The sequence below is a fragment of the Catellatospora sp. IY07-71 genome (assembly GCF_018326265.1).
GTDB lineage: Bacteria > Actinomycetota > Actinomycetes > Mycobacteriales > Micromonosporaceae > Catellatospora.
Map to the genome: position 1 here is coordinate 5292191 of NZ_AP023360.1, position 13279 is coordinate 5305469.

The window sequence follows — 13279 nt, forward strand, 5'->3', positions numbered from 1 at the left end:
CCGGGCGGTGCGCCATCATGCCAGGCCGGCGTCGGTCTGCGGCTGACGCACCTGGTCGGGGTGCTGGGAGGCGTCCGTGCCCGCCGGTGGGCGTGGCTGGATCCGGGCGGTCGACGGCAGCCGGTCGGCGGGAGGAGCATCGCTTGACCCTGCAACGTAGTACGGAAACACTGTCACCACCAATGGAACACGCCTGGGGGCACCGTTGCCGTCAATGATCGTTGTGGGAGCCGGACCGGCCGGTCTGGCCTGCGCCATCACGGCCGCCGACCGGGGCGCCAGCGTCCTGCTGCTGGAGAAGGCGACCGACATCGGCGGCGCGCTGCCGTACTCTGGCGGCCACCTGTCCGCCGGAGGCTACTCCCTGCAACACCGCCGTGGCATCGATGACGACCCCGAGCGCCACTTCGCCGACGTCTGGCGCATCGGGCGCGGCGCGGGCCGCGAGGACCTCACCCGGCTGTCGCTGGCCGAGCAGCCGGCAGTGCTGGAATGGCTGATCGGCGCCGGGTTCGCCGCCGATCCCGGCACGCCGCGCATCGTGCACGGGCACGATGCCATACCGCACCCCCCGGACCGTGCACGCCACCACGGTCCCGGGCGGGCCGGCGATCCTCGACGCGCTGCGGCGGCTGCTCGACCCCCACCTCGCGGCGGGACGCGTCCGGCTGCTGCCAGGCGTACGGGTCACCGCGCTGGTCACCGAGCACGGCCGGGTCACCGGCGTCACCGCCGAGGACGGCACGACCTGGCCAGCACCCGTGGTGGTGCTCGCCACCGGGGGCTTCGGCTACGCGCCCGACCTGTTCGCCGAGCTGGAAGGCGCGCCGCTGACCACCTCGGCCGCGCCCACCTCCACCGGCGACGGCCTGCGCCTGGGCCGGGCCGCCGGGGAGGGGCTGCAGGGGCTCGGCCGGTACCTGCCGACCTTAGGCGGGTTGCCGCCTGCCGAGGGGGACCTGCGTGTCGACTGGACGCACCGGCCGCACCTGGTGGCCCCGGAACGCCCGCCGTGGGAGATCTACGTCGACCGGGCCGGGCGGCGCTGGGTCGCCGAGGACGACCCGAGCATCGACCGCAAGGAGCGGGCGCTCGTCGGCATCGATCAGATGACGTTCTGGATGGTGTTCGACGCCCGCGCGCTTCGCGAGTCGCGCCCGATGGTCCACGGCTGGAGCGGCGAGCAGCTGCACGCCATGTGCGGCCGCCGCCGCGGCGTGCACCGCGCCGGCGACGTGGGCACGCTGGCCGCCCGCGCCGGCATCGACGCGGCGGGGCTGCGCGAGTCGGTCGCCCGCTACAACGCCTTCGTCGCGGCCGGCCACGACGGCGACTTCGGCCGCTCGCACCTGCCCGCGCCGGTGGCCGAGCCGCCGTTCTACGCCGTGGAGAACCACCCGGTCACGCTGATCACCTTCGCCGGTCTGGACGTCGACGAGCAGTCGCGGGTGCGCCGCGCAGACGGTGCGGTGATCCCCGGCCTGTACGCGGTCGGGGAGGTCATCGGCGCGGCGGCGGTCAACGGCAACGCGTTCTGCTCGGGCATGTGCCTGACCCCGGCGATGGCGTTCGGCCGCCTGGTCGGGCGGGCGCTGGCCGCGTCCGCGCACGCGGGCGGCCGGGCGGTCACGGACGCAGCGTCGTCGAGTGGCGGAACGAGAAACCCGTCGACCTGAGCCGCGCCGACGATCCGTCGGCAGGAACGCGGTGCGCGGCAGTGCCCCCCGTGCCACGACGAAGTCCTCGAAGCCGTCGTACCGGTCCATCCGTCACCTCCGCACCTGTACACGCGGGCTGGCCCGGGAAGGTTGATGCTTCTGGCGGTGCTCCGCCGGCATCGATGGGTGGTCAACCGCCTAGCGCGACGACGTGAGCGGTGCGGGCGGGGGTGCGGCCGGCGAGCACCTCCAGCCATGCGGTGCGTAGCGCTTCGGGGCCATGGCCGAGCTGGACGTCGACCCACTTTTCGGCTTCGGCCGAGAACCGCTGCCAGGCCTGCGCGAAGCGGGCGTCGAGCCCGTCCCGGCCCCAGTCGGCGGTCCGTTTGCGCATCTGGTCAGGCGCGAAGAACACCGCCTGCGCGCTGGCCGCATTCGGCGTCTGCGCGGTGAGCCCGACGGCGATGTCGCGTACCAGTTGGTCGCCGAGGTGTTCACGGAGTGTGGCGCGCAGGTCGGCGCGGCCGGACAGGTCCAGGTACGCCGTAGGCGCCGTGCGCGCGAGTTCGGTGATCCGGTCGTAGGTGAGCACTGCGTCGTAGCAGCCCAGCTCACGGGTGAACGCTGCGTTGGCGGGGGAGGTGAGGCCGATGACACGTGGCCCGGCACCACGCAGTTCGAACGCCGCGGCGTAGGCGGTCTTGCTCGACGCGGATGACAGCACCAGGGTCCGCGCACCGTGGAAGCCGTTGTCGATCAGGTGGTCGGCGAGCATGAACGAGGTGAAGAACAGGGGCCGGAACAGGATCAGCAGGTCTTCGCGGTCGGGCTCGTAGGCGGCGTCACCGGTGGTCAGCCGGTAGGCGTTGTAGGGCGAGGGCAGCTGCGCGCGGTGCGGGGTGGCGTCGCGGAATCCGTGCTCGTCGACCCGCTGCGGGCGCACCAGCAGGTGCGAGGCGGGCGGCAGGTAGCCGTAGAGGCGCTGACCGGGCTCGACGCCGGCGACAGTGGACTGTTCGACCTCGCAGAAGCCCCACAGCGGCGGCAGGCCCCGGCTCGGATCCAGGCCTCGGGGCGCGGGCGGGAAGAACTCCCAGTACCGGAAGGAGTCACCGAGCACCGCGTAGGTGATGTTGTTGGCGGTGAGACCGACCCGGTCCACCCGCAGCAGCACCTCGCCAGGTTCTGGTCGCGGCACCGAGGACGTGACGACCGCCGTGTCGGCGAGGTCGTCGCGGGCCACACTCATCGTCCACGCGCCTGTGGCGTCGGTCATCGCGGGGCTCCTGTTCTGAGCGAGCGGACGGCCCGAGGCCGGCGGACATCTGCTCGGATGTTGCCACTTGTCACGGCCGCGAACATCGGCAAGATCGCCAGTGTGTCCTGGCGCTGACAGCGGGCACGACCTCAGCGCCACGTTTGTCTACTCGTGCGGTTCGGCCGGTCGTGGGATCGTCACCGTGACGGTGAGGCCGCCGCCGGGCCGGGGCCGAGCGGTCACGGTGCCGTCGTGTGCGGTGGTGATGGAGGCGACGATCGCGAGGCCGAGGCGTCGAGGGTGGTGCGCATGACTGTCAGCGGAGTGCGCAGCTCGTGCCCGGCGTTGGCGACGAATCGGCGCTGGCTGTCGAACGCGGCTGTCGCAGTTGGAAATTGGTGGTCACGCGGTGGGATGACGCCCGGCAGCTCGGCGATTCTCGCCCGGTCGACCTGCGGACGCCGCCGCGCACTGACCTCTCGGGCCGCCGCCGGCCGCGCATCGTCCAGCTCGCCGGTGCACTTCGCCGCTCCATTGCACAGTGCCGTGCATCAATGCAAGCATGTGCTTCGTGCTCTTTCTGCGACGCCATGGTTGGTGGCTTCTACCTGAGCTGGTCGTTATTGTCGCGATCCTCACTGCGGGCCTGGTGGCCGCGAAGCCCGACCCCTTTCCGGATCAACTGGCCGCCCGCGCGCAGACGGCGCTGGAGCAACTCGCACCGGGCGAGCTTGAGCTCTACCGACCCAGCGGGCATGCCGCGGAGCACGGGGGCAGGGTCCTGTGTGCCGCCGAGCCATTCGGAACGGAACCTCCAACCCCCAGGCGGATCGAGGACGTCCGGGTCATCTATGCCGTCTACTTCTGTGCGATCGTCCAGCCGGGCACCGCGTGGGACTATGCGAGCCGCAGTTCGGGTCCGGCGGTCATCACGCTGACGGACCCGCCGGCCGTCCAGACTGCGAAGTCTGGTCCGGATCCGGATCGAGTATGGGCGATGATCCCCGACGGTCTGGAGCAGAAGGCAGCCGCCAGTCTCCGTGAATGGGGCAGGCTGGCCGGGCTGCGCACGCGCTACGAACAGGCGGCCGAGTCGGCGCTGGACTCTGGAAACTGATTTCGCGGCGTTGTCATGGGAGCGATCTCATGTCAAGCTGTCGATGTCTGATTTTTCAGACCGGTCGGGAGCCGAGCAACGGGCGCACAGAGGTCGATTTCGTGTGCGCCGCGGGGCACGGCATGCGTCGGCAACTCCCTGAAGGCCGATGCTCTGCGCGCTCTGTTTCCGGCAGGCGTCGGCCTATCCGCCACAAGGAAAGGACGACAGGGTGAACCGCAGACGCCAACTCTTGGCGAGTCTGGCCGCAGCAGTGATGACGGCGAGCGTCGGCTTCGCAGTGATCAATACGTCTGCGGCGCAGGCCCACGGCGTGACGATGTTCCCGGGCAGCCGCACCTGGCTGTGCTACCAGGACGGGCTTCGGGGCAACGGGTCGATCGTCGCCTACAACCCGGCATGTGCCGCCGCGATCGAGGCGAGCAAGAGCTCCTCCGATCCCAGCGGCACCACACCGTTGTACAACTGGTTCGCGGTGCTGCGCTCCGACGCAGGAGGCCGCACCACCGGTTACATCCCGGATGGACAGCTGTGCAGCGGCGGGACCGGCGGGCCGTACAACTTCACCGCCTACAACGCGACTCGCACGGACTGGCCGTTGACCCACCTCACCTCGGGGGCCAACATCCAGTTCCGGCACAGCAACTGGGCACACCACCCAGGCACGTTCCACCTGGCCATCACCCGCCAGGGCTGGAGCCCCAGTTCGCCACTGGCCTGGAGTGACCTGCAGGAATTCGCGAGTGTCACCAACCCGCCGGCGAACGGCGGGCCGGGCGGGCTGAACTACTACTACTGGAACGCACAGTTGCCGTCCGGCCGCAGTGGCCGGGCCATCCTGTACATCCGGTGGGTGCGCTCGGACAGCAACGAGAACTTCTTCAGCTGCTCCGACGTCACCTTCGACGGGGGCAACGGCCAGGTGACCGGCGTCGGCCCCAACCAGACGCAGCCTCCGCCGAGCTCGCCGCCACCGTCGAACCCGCCGCCGTCGTCCCCGCCGCCGTCGAACCCGCCGCCGTCGAGCCCGCCGCCGTCGTCCCCTGCGCCCGGCGGAGCATGCTCGGCGACGTACTCGCAGGCCGGCCAGTGGAACTACGGATTCCAAGGCGCGGTCACGGTGCGAAACAACAGTTCCAGCACCAGCCTCAGCGGCTGGACCGTCAGAGCGACATTCGCAAACGGGCAGACGGTCACGCAGTCGTGGGACAGCACCTACAGCCAGAGCGGCAACGTGGTGACGTTCCGCAACGCCGCCCACAACGGCAACATCGAACCGAGCGGCACGAGATCGCTCGGCTTCCTCGGGAACTGGTCGGGAAGCAACTCCCCGCCAAGTCTCACGTGCTCCAGTCCGTAACCACGAGTGGCAGGACGGCGGGTGCCTTCGAGCAGAGGGCGCCCGCCCTTCTCACCGGGCCGCGCGGCCACGGCGGGCAGCGCTGTGCGGGCCGGCGGCTCGTGCCGGGATCGGTCGCTCGGCCAGCAGCGCACGGAACTCGGCATCGGAATCCGCCACGACGGTATGGTGCACCCGCCGGTACGTGTCGAGGCTTCGGTTCGCCGGCCACTGCTCGTCCGTGAACTCCCGTGGCAACCGCGGGTCGACGCGCAGCAGCGCCAGCCAGTCCGCCACCAGCGTCGTGCGCATGCTCAGCGCGGTGCTCGCGCCCACAGCCGAGGGGTCGGCCCAGGTGCCGATGAAGTTGAGATGCTCGGCGCGTATCGCCTCGATGTCCCAGGCAGCGTTGACGCTGTCGGCGACGGGATAGCCGGGCAGCTCGCGAGCGTGGAAGGCCAGGATGGCGCTGGCGGGCAGCTCCGCGCGCAGTGGCTCCAGCGCGGACTCGAGATCGACTTCCGCGGGTGCGAGCCACAGCCGGTCACGCAGTGGCGCGAACCCCGCCCAGGCCAGCGTGGGCCGGAGGTGATGGCGTAGGCTGCGCTGCTCCTCGGGGATCGAGAAGGTCAGCGGGGAGGGCGGCCTGGGCGACGAGGAACTTCGGGGCCATCTCGCAGTAGCTGTCGGTGATCAGTTCGGTGGTCTCGGTCCAGTCGGTGTGGTCACCGAGGACGGTGGCGACGACGTTATGGCCCCAAGGGGCGCGAAAGTACGGGAAGCCGCGGGTGGTAAGGCTGAGTAGGTCGTCGATGGGTACGCGAAACGTCATCACGGTCGGTGCCTCCCCGGCGATCAGGTGCCGGGCGTAGACCGGGAAACGTTCCGGGTCCGGCGTGTAGACGTGGGCGACCGTCCGCGTGCGGATCCGCCAGCGGACGCCGATCCAGGCTGGTTCCTCGTACGTGTCGGGCAACCGTCGGCAGATCGGTCGCAGCCGGTCCAGGATCTCTGGTGGCACGTCTCCAGGGCTGGACATCCGCCGATAGTAACGGTTGTGAGTGAACTTCGCGTGCCGGTCGCTCGTCGCAGCCTTGGCGAGCCTGAGAAGCCAGGCCAGACCGCCCAGCTTGGCGACGGCGATCACAGCCTCTCTTGGTGCGACCGTGGGCCGGTCGAGCGCGATCGTCACGTCCAGGGAGTGGATGACGGCATGGCTGAGTGCACCGGCTGCACCGCCGCCCGGCGGCTGCCACGCGTGCAGTCTTGGCGATCGGAGCTGGTCGAGAAGGTCGACGAGCGGCAGCGATCGCGTCCGGCACCCCGCATGTGGTGCTCGCACACGGAGCGGACCGCCCGGACAACGCCCGCCGGCTGCACGCCCTCGGACTTGCCGAGTGGCTGCCCGCGGCACGGTGGCAGGTCGACGCGGTAGCCGAGCTCATCATCCGCGTGCTGACCGAACCGGCATACCGCGACCGAGCGTACACATTGGCGACCACATGGACCCGGACCGGACTGCCGCCGAGGCATGCATCCACCTCGAGGCACTGCTCGGCCGGCAGGTCCACGGGACCTGATCGGGCTGCGGTGGGGTGGCCCACATCCTCCGGTGACCGCTGGCGCGCCGCTTCGGACCATCCGGCCCGACGTATCGGTGCAAGGGTCACCGGCCGGACGGGCCGCCGCGCCGCGACAACGCGGCGCGGCAGATCCGAAACAGTCCGAAACTTTCGGAATCCGCAGGCCGTGCGTCGCCCCACTTCTTCCGACTCGATACCGACATATCGACGCCTGCCCAACACGACCGACCCCACGCCACTTCGATCTGTGAAACGTCCCGCTGGTCCAGCCAACCCGGGCATGATTTCCGAAATGTTTCCGGAAGTTGTTGACAGTGCGACAAGGTGGGATCCATATTGGTGCGATCGACAGACATCGCTGTCGGTCCGGGCCAACCGCGGCCCGGCACTCCGGTCGTCGAACGCATGACGACTGGCCCCACCACCGCGTGGTACGGCCCACGCACGGTGGCCCGACACCACGGCCACCGACAGTCCTACCGGGTCGTATCACCCTGTCACACCTTTTCGCCAGCCTTCACGAGGAGGAGCACGCACATGCACGAGGCACCCATCCAACGGAAGAGCCGCAGAGGCGGCCGCCTCAGAATGCTCATCGGCGGCGCCTGCGCCGTCGTGGCGGCCGTCGCCAGCACGTTGATGGCCACCAACGCTTACGCCGAGGCCGACCGGCAGGTCTGCTCGAACACCACCGGCACGCACAACGGGTTCTACTTCTCGTTCTGGAAAGACAGTGGCGACGCCTGCATGGTGCTGCGCGAGAACGGCCGCTACTCCAGCTCCTGGAGCAGGAGCACCAACAACTGGGTCGGCGGCAAGGGTTGGGCCACCGGTAGCCGGCGGACGGTCAGCTACTCGGGCACCTACAACCCGGGCAACAACAACACCTACCTCGCCCTGTACGGGTGGACGCGGAACTCGCTGATCGAGTACTACGTTGTGGAGAACTTCGGCAGCTACAACCCGAGCAGCGGCGCTCAGCGGCTGGGCACGGTCACCACCGACGGCGGCACCTACGACATCCTGCGCAGCCAGCGGGTCAACCAGCCGTCGATCGACGGCACCGCCACGTTCTACCAGTACTGGAGCGTGCGCCAGCAGAAGCGGAGCAGTGGCACCATCACCTTCGCCAACCACGTCGACGCCTGGGCCCGCGTCGGCCTCAACCTCGGCAGCAGCTGGGCCTACCAAGTCATGGCGACCGAGGGCTACCAGAGCCAGGGAAGCTCCGACATCACCGTCCGGGAAGGCACCAACCCCGATCCTGGACCCACCACTAGTCCGCCGCCGAGCGGTACCAGCCAGATGATTGTGGGTCAGCAGTCCGGCAGGTGTCTCGACGTCCCGAACTCGAGCACCACCAACGGCACCCAGCTCCAGTTGTACGACTGCTGGGGTGGCTCGAACCAGCGGTTCACTCACACCTCAAGCAGGCAGCTGACGGTGAACGGCAAGTGTGTGGACGCCTCAAATGGGGGCACCAGCAACGGCACCGCGGTGATCCTCTATGACTGCCACGGCGGCGCGAACCAGCAGTGGAATGTCAACAACGGCACCATCACCAGCGCGCAGTCAGGGCTGTGCCTCGACGCTGGCGGCACCGGCAACGGGACGAAGATCCAACTGTACAGCTGCTGGGGCGGGTCGAACCAGCAGTGGAGCTTCCGGAACTGACCCGGCGCCACGGGGCCAGGCACGGACCGGTCTGACACCGAAGGCAGGTGCGGCTGGGGTGCCGACGATGGTCGGCACCCCAGCCTCCGTGCGGGGCCATCCGGCGGGGTGCCCGGGATGGACGGTCTGCCGGCAGCGCCTGGGCCAGGTTCTGGCGCAGGTAGAGCAGGACGACCAGCACGCAGCGGTAGGGACCGACAGCGCGGCGACGGTTCGGGTCCAGGTCGGAGTGGGCGTAGACGTCGAGTACGAGCCGGTCGACTTGATCGCTGGTCAGGCCCGTCATAGTCTCTACCCGCGACGGCCTGTCCGCGAAGATCGTTTGTGTTGTCACAAGCCAAGTGATCTACCCGCGGGCGGCCGTCGCGTCCATTTCCGACACGTCACAGGTTGATCACGCTGGTGCGACCGCATTCATCGGCGATCGTCGACTGAATAGTGCTCTAAGATCGAGGTGGGCAGGCTTGCCAGGTCTTGATGATGCGGGAATCCCAATCGCCGCTAGCACCTCGGCGCGTGTCGTGGATCGTGTTCGATAATGACGGGTGGAAGGCCTCGGGGCCGTCGACGCGACGGCCCCGAGACTTCGCATTCGTTGGAGTCAGATCGTCACGATGGTCCACTGGTTGTTGGTGCTGGAGTTCGGCGTCCACATGGCGCAGACCGAGCCGGCCGCCGTGTTGCCCGCACCATCCAACGCGGTGCTGGTGCCACGGTTGATGATCTGGTAGCGACCGTTGCCCATCGAGTTGAGCCGCCATTGCTGGTTGACTCCGCCATTCCACGCTGACTGCCGGCATGGGGCCCCGTTGGCAGTGTTGCCCCAGCTGTCAGCGACCATCCCGTTGGTACGGTTGACTATCCGGTACCACCCGCCGCCCAGATCGACGAACTGCCACTGCAGGTTCGTCGAACCGTCCCAGTTCCACTGCTTCACGTTCGATCCCGACGCGACGTTGCCTCCACTGTCGAGCACGAGACCGGTCGTGCCGTTGGCGATCCGCACATACCCGGTCGGGACCGGACTGCTGGCCGTCACCACCTTCAGCGAGGCGATGGCGTCATTGTTGCCGGTATTGCGCAGGTCGGCGTTGTCGGCCGGAATGGTCCAGGAGGTTCCCGTGAAGCCGTCGCTGGAGTAGCCGATGACCTGGTATCCAGGGGAGACCCGAACCGAGGAGATGGCCCGCAGGCCGATGCCCCGAGACTGCAGCGCGGCGGCTGAATAGTCGCCCGGCCCCAGCGCCGCGCTGGCCCCGGCATAGTTCACCTCGGTGTACACGACTGCCCCGTCGACGGCCTTCTGTGTGACGGTCACCGTGTAGGTGTGCCCGGCCTGGGCGGCGAAGACGAGGACGTCGGTCTCCGGTCTGGTCGCCGTGACACCGCTTCCGCTGCTGGTGTCGACGACCTGAACGGTTCCCGCCAGTGCGCGGCTGCGCACCTTGACGGTGCCGGCGCGGTCGGCTTTGACGACGATCTCGTCGGCCTGGCCTGCGCTCCACGTCGCATCGACGGTGTACCCGCCCCGGCCACGCAGACCGGTCACCTTGCCGCTGGGCCACGCCGACGGAAGTGCCGGCAGCACGTGCAGTTCGCCGTTGTGGCTCTGCAGGAGCATCTCGGCGATGCCGGAGGTGGCGCCGAAGTTGCCGTCGATCTGGAACGGGGGGTGCAGGTCGAACATGTTCGGCGCCAGCCGGTCGGTCCGCACGAGCAGGCGGATGAGGTTGTGCGCGCGGGCGCCTTCTTCCAGCCGCGCCCAGAAGTTGATCTTCCAGGCGAGCGACCACCCGGTTCCGTCGTCGCCGCGAAGCTCGAGAGTCCGCCGCGCCGCATTGTAGAGAGCCGGCGTGCCGCGCTTGGTGATCTGGTTGCTGGGGTGCAGGCCGTACAGGTGGGAGACGTGCCGGTGGTTCGGCTCGGTCTCCACCCAGTCGTACAGCCACTCCATGATGTTGCCCCGGGAACCGACCCGCGTCGTGGGCAGCCTGTCCCTGGCGGCCAGCACCCTGGTCCGGAAGTCGCTGTCCACGCCCAGCACCTGGCTGGCCTGGGCCACCCCGTTGAACAGGTCACGCAGAATCTGGTTGTCCATGGTGGGACCGGCGCACACGCTGACGCTGGAGTGATGGTTCAGCTCGGGCGAGTTCGACGGGTTGGTGACCAGGAATCCGAGGGTCGGCTCCGGAACCAGAGTGTCCAGGAAGAACTGCGCGGCGCCCTTCATCGCCGGGTAGTTCTGCTGCAGGAAGGTGTTGTCGCCGGAGAACAGGTAGTGATCCCAGATCATCGTGGCGAGCCAGGCGCCGCCGGTCTGCCACATGCCGGCCGCCGCGAAGTCCACCACCGATGCGCCGCGCCACGCGTCGGTGTTGTGGTGCGTCACCCAGCCTCCGGCGCCGTACTGCACCTGTGCCACCCGGGCGCCGGTGACCGTGAGGTCCTTGACCATCCGGAATACCGGCTCGAAGCACTCGGCCAGGTTGGTGGTGTTGGCGTGCCAGTAGTTCATCGGCAGGTTGGCGTTGAGGGTGTACTTCGAGTCCCATGCCGGGTTCAATGAGTCGTTCCAGATGCCCTGCAGGTTGGCCGGCTGGGTGCCCGGCCGCGAGGACGAGATCAGCAGGTACCGGCCGTACTGGAACAGAAGCGCGGAGAACTGCGGGTCGCTGACGGAGCTGTGCTGGGCGATCCGGACATCGGTGGTCTGGTCGGCCGCCGAGGTACGGCCCAGATCGAGCGTGACCCGGCCGAACAGAGCCTGGTAGTCGGCCACGTGCCGGCTGCGGAGAGTGTCATAGGGCGTACCCTGTGCCGCGTTCAGCCGCGCGCGGGCGCTGCCCGAGTAATCGCCGTTGACGTTGCTGTAGCTGACGTAGCTGGACCCGATGGAGATCAGCAGCGTCACGCTGTCGGCGTTGGTCACGCGTAGGGTGCCCCCCGAGCTGCTGGTGCTGCCTCCCGTGGCGATCGCCTTCGCCAGCGCGAGGAAACGCACCGAACCGGCGATACCTCGTTGATCTCCCGACCGGCCGTCCACGGCGATCGTCGTGCTGTCCGGGCTGGACATCGTGACGCGCTGCGGACTGGAGTAAGACGCCGTGAACGAGATGGCCCCAGGCCTGTCTGCCGTCAGGCGCACGGCGATGATCTGGTCAGGCGCGCTGGCGAATGCCTCACGCTGATACCGGACGCCGTTCTGCACGTATGAGACCGTGGTGGTGGCGGTGGTCAGGTCCAGGTAGCGGGTGTACTGCGACGACGTGCCGGCGGGGAACGCCAGGTTCAGGTTGCCGATCGTCTGGTAGGCCAGCTGGCCGGCTGGCCGGCCGAGCATGTTCTGGTCGATCATGCTCTGGGCCTGGCTCCACTGGTTGGCGAAGACCAGGCGCCGGATCTCCGCCAGAGCGCCGGCGCCTTGCGTGTTGCTGTAGTCGTGCGGGCCCCCGGCCCACACCGTGTCCTCGTTGAGCTGGAACCGTTCAGTGTCGGTGTTGCCGAACACCATGGCACCCAGGCGTCCGTTGCCGATGGGAAGCGCACGCAGCCAGTCGGTCCCGGCGCTTTCGTCATACCAGAGAGCAAGGTCGTTGGCCGCCAGCACCTGCGGTGGAACTATCGCGCCGGCCGAGGCCGCCGCGGTCCATGCCCCTGGCGCCAACACCGCCCCAGCTCCAGCCACCGCGGCCCGAGCAGCCGCCTTCGTGATAGGTCTGTCATGTGTCCTCCAAAGCAGGAGCGCTTGTCGGGCCGTCCGGGCGACGGCCTCGGCACGTCTGATCAGTTACGAATGGTCCGTTGCTGCTCGGTGCCGCCGTGGTGGCACCAGAGATGGATCCTGGTGCCGTCGGTGGTGCCACGCCCGCTGTCGGCCAGGCTGATGCTGCTGGGTGCCGACCCGGATCGACCACTCCACCGGCTGCCACGGCTGCGACGGCAGGCCGGCCAGAATCCGCCCGGCAGGCCCGGACAGCCGAGCTGACAGAGAACCCATTGGTACTCCCGGAACTCGAGGGCGCGGTCGACCGGAGACTCCCTGCCACTTCGCCACGCGGCTTCAGGTGTTGAGGGCGGCCCTCTGCCCCAGGCCGTAGTCCCATGGGGACCGTGCAACGCTAGCGACATCAGACGTCACATGTCAACGACTGATGTCGATCCTGTGTCAGTCGGCCCCGAGAGGCGTCGTCGAGCCTGTCGTCTTCCGATTCGGCACCGCTCGGCGTCGGCGCGTGGTGTGTGGCCGGGGTTCAGGGGGTTCACAGTCCAGGGCGCCGGCGTGCTCGCCGGGCAAAATCGACGTTCGTTGACGTAAGACATCATACGATCTATGGTTGGTGGCGCGGGCGGCCCGAAGCTCCAAACGGATGTCGTCCGGCCATGTGCAAATGCGACATAGAGAAGCCAGAAGCTTCTGGCCTGCTGTCCTGGTGGCGGACCAGCCCGGGCGGGGCGCAGAAGTGCACCGAGGCGCGTTCCACAGTCCTCGGCGCGGACGTTCTGCGAGGGAGACGCGTCGTTCGCCGGTCACCCCACCGGTGCACCGATGGTCCCGCGCAGATCGACGTCGCCGCCGGCTACCGCTGACAGCGATGGCGATCCGGCCCGCCCACTGCGCGACGGGTACCGCGCGCATGTCCCCGACCGCCG

At 68.8% G+C, this 13279-nt stretch carries 9 protein-coding genes and 2 pseudogenes; 5 read left to right on the top strand and 6 right to left on the bottom strand.

Translation table 11 applies throughout. The features are described 5' to 3' along the window. Window positions 1-214 precede the first annotated feature (214 nt). Window positions 215-1676: pseudogene (locus tag CS0771_RS23435) on the top strand (FAD-dependent oxidoreductase). 172 nt (window positions 1677-1848) lie between these two features. Here the strand turns inward: CS0771_RS23435 and CS0771_RS23440 are convergent. The 3 genes and pseudogenes from CS0771_RS23440 to CS0771_RS38935 all read right to left on the bottom strand — a co-directional run. Beyond that, a complete protein-coding gene (locus CS0771_RS23440; protein ID WP_212843005.1) occupies window positions 1849-2934 on the bottom strand; it encodes a DUF2855 family protein in 1086 nt (361 codons plus the stop codon). Window positions 2935-3081: 147 nt separating this feature from the next. Further along, entirely contained in the window at window positions 3082-3195 is a 114-nt protein-coding gene (locus CS0771_RS39715) for a hypothetical protein (RefSeq protein WP_371821591.1), read from the bottom strand. A gap of 2 nt (window positions 3196-3197) precedes the next feature. Further along, window positions 3198-3296: pseudogene (locus CS0771_RS38935) on the bottom strand (histidine kinase dimerization/phospho-acceptor domain-containing protein); the annotation flags it as partial. 182 nt (window positions 3297-3478) lie between these two features. On the opposite strand from CS0771_RS38935, the gene CS0771_RS23450 reads away from it, so the two are divergent. Next, complete coding sequence (locus CS0771_RS23450) at window positions 3479-4033, top strand: hypothetical protein (RefSeq protein ID WP_212843006.1); 555 nt, start codon at window positions 3479-3481, stop codon at window positions 4031-4033. 256 nt (window positions 4034-4289) lie between these two features. Continuing rightward, complete coding sequence (locus tag CS0771_RS23455; protein WP_371821592.1) at window positions 4290-5393, top strand: lytic polysaccharide monooxygenase; 1104 nt, start codon at window positions 4290-4292, stop codon at window positions 5391-5393. Between the two features lie 51 nt (window positions 5394-5444). Here CS0771_RS23455 and CS0771_RS38940 read toward each other — a convergent pair whose 3' ends face one another. Next, window positions 5445-6005: a PaaX family transcriptional regulator C-terminal domain-containing protein gene (locus tag CS0771_RS38940; RefSeq protein WP_212845998.1), complete on the bottom strand. Its 561-nt coding sequence runs from the start codon at window positions 6003-6005 to the stop codon at window positions 5445-5447. Further along, window positions 5917-6564, bottom strand: coding sequence for an MmcQ/YjbR family DNA-binding protein (locus CS0771_RS39720; protein ID WP_371821455.1), 648 nt, complete (start codon window positions 6562-6564; stop codon window positions 5917-5919). Before CS0771_RS39720 ends, CS0771_RS38940 begins: the two co-directional genes overlap by 89 nt. Before the next feature lie 29 nt (window positions 6565-6593). Between CS0771_RS39720 and CS0771_RS39725 the strand changes: the two genes are divergently transcribed. Beyond that, the gene (locus CS0771_RS39725) at window positions 6594-7364 is read left to right on the top strand and encodes a glycosyltransferase (protein WP_371821456.1); all 771 of its coding nucleotides are present in this window, start codon (window positions 6594-6596) and stop codon (window positions 7362-7364) included. 179 nt (window positions 7365-7543) lie between these two features. Beyond that, window positions 7544-8629 (top strand): glycoside hydrolase family 11 protein, encoded by a 1086-nt coding sequence (locus CS0771_RS23470; protein WP_244870979.1) that lies wholly within the window; start codon window positions 7544-7546, stop codon window positions 8627-8629. Window positions 8630-9230: 601 nt separating this feature from the next. Here the strand turns inward: CS0771_RS23470 and CS0771_RS23475 are convergent. After that, window positions 9231-12236: a glycoside hydrolase N-terminal domain-containing protein gene (locus CS0771_RS23475; protein WP_244870980.1), complete on the bottom strand. Its 3006-nt coding sequence runs from the start codon at window positions 12234-12236 to the stop codon at window positions 9231-9233. Between the last annotated feature and the right edge of the window lie 1043 nt (window positions 12237-13279).

Excerpts from the sequence above, each read along its gene's own strand:
- CS0771_RS23440 (WP_212843005.1), bottom strand. The coding sequence starts at position 2,934 with ATGACCGACGCCACAGGCGCGTGGACGATGAGTGTGGCCCGCGACGAC.
- CS0771_RS23450 (WP_212843006.1), top strand. The coding sequence starts at position 3,479 with ATGTGCTTCGTGCTCTTTCTGCGACGCCATGGTTGGTGGCTTCTACCT.
- CS0771_RS23455 (WP_371821592.1), top strand. The coding sequence starts at position 4,290 with ATGACGGCGAGCGTCGGCTTCGCAGTGATCAATACGTCTGCGGCGCAG.
- CS0771_RS23470 (WP_244870979.1), top strand. The coding sequence starts at position 7,544 with ATGCTCATCGGCGGCGCCTGCGCCGTCGTGGCGGCCGTCGCCAGCACG.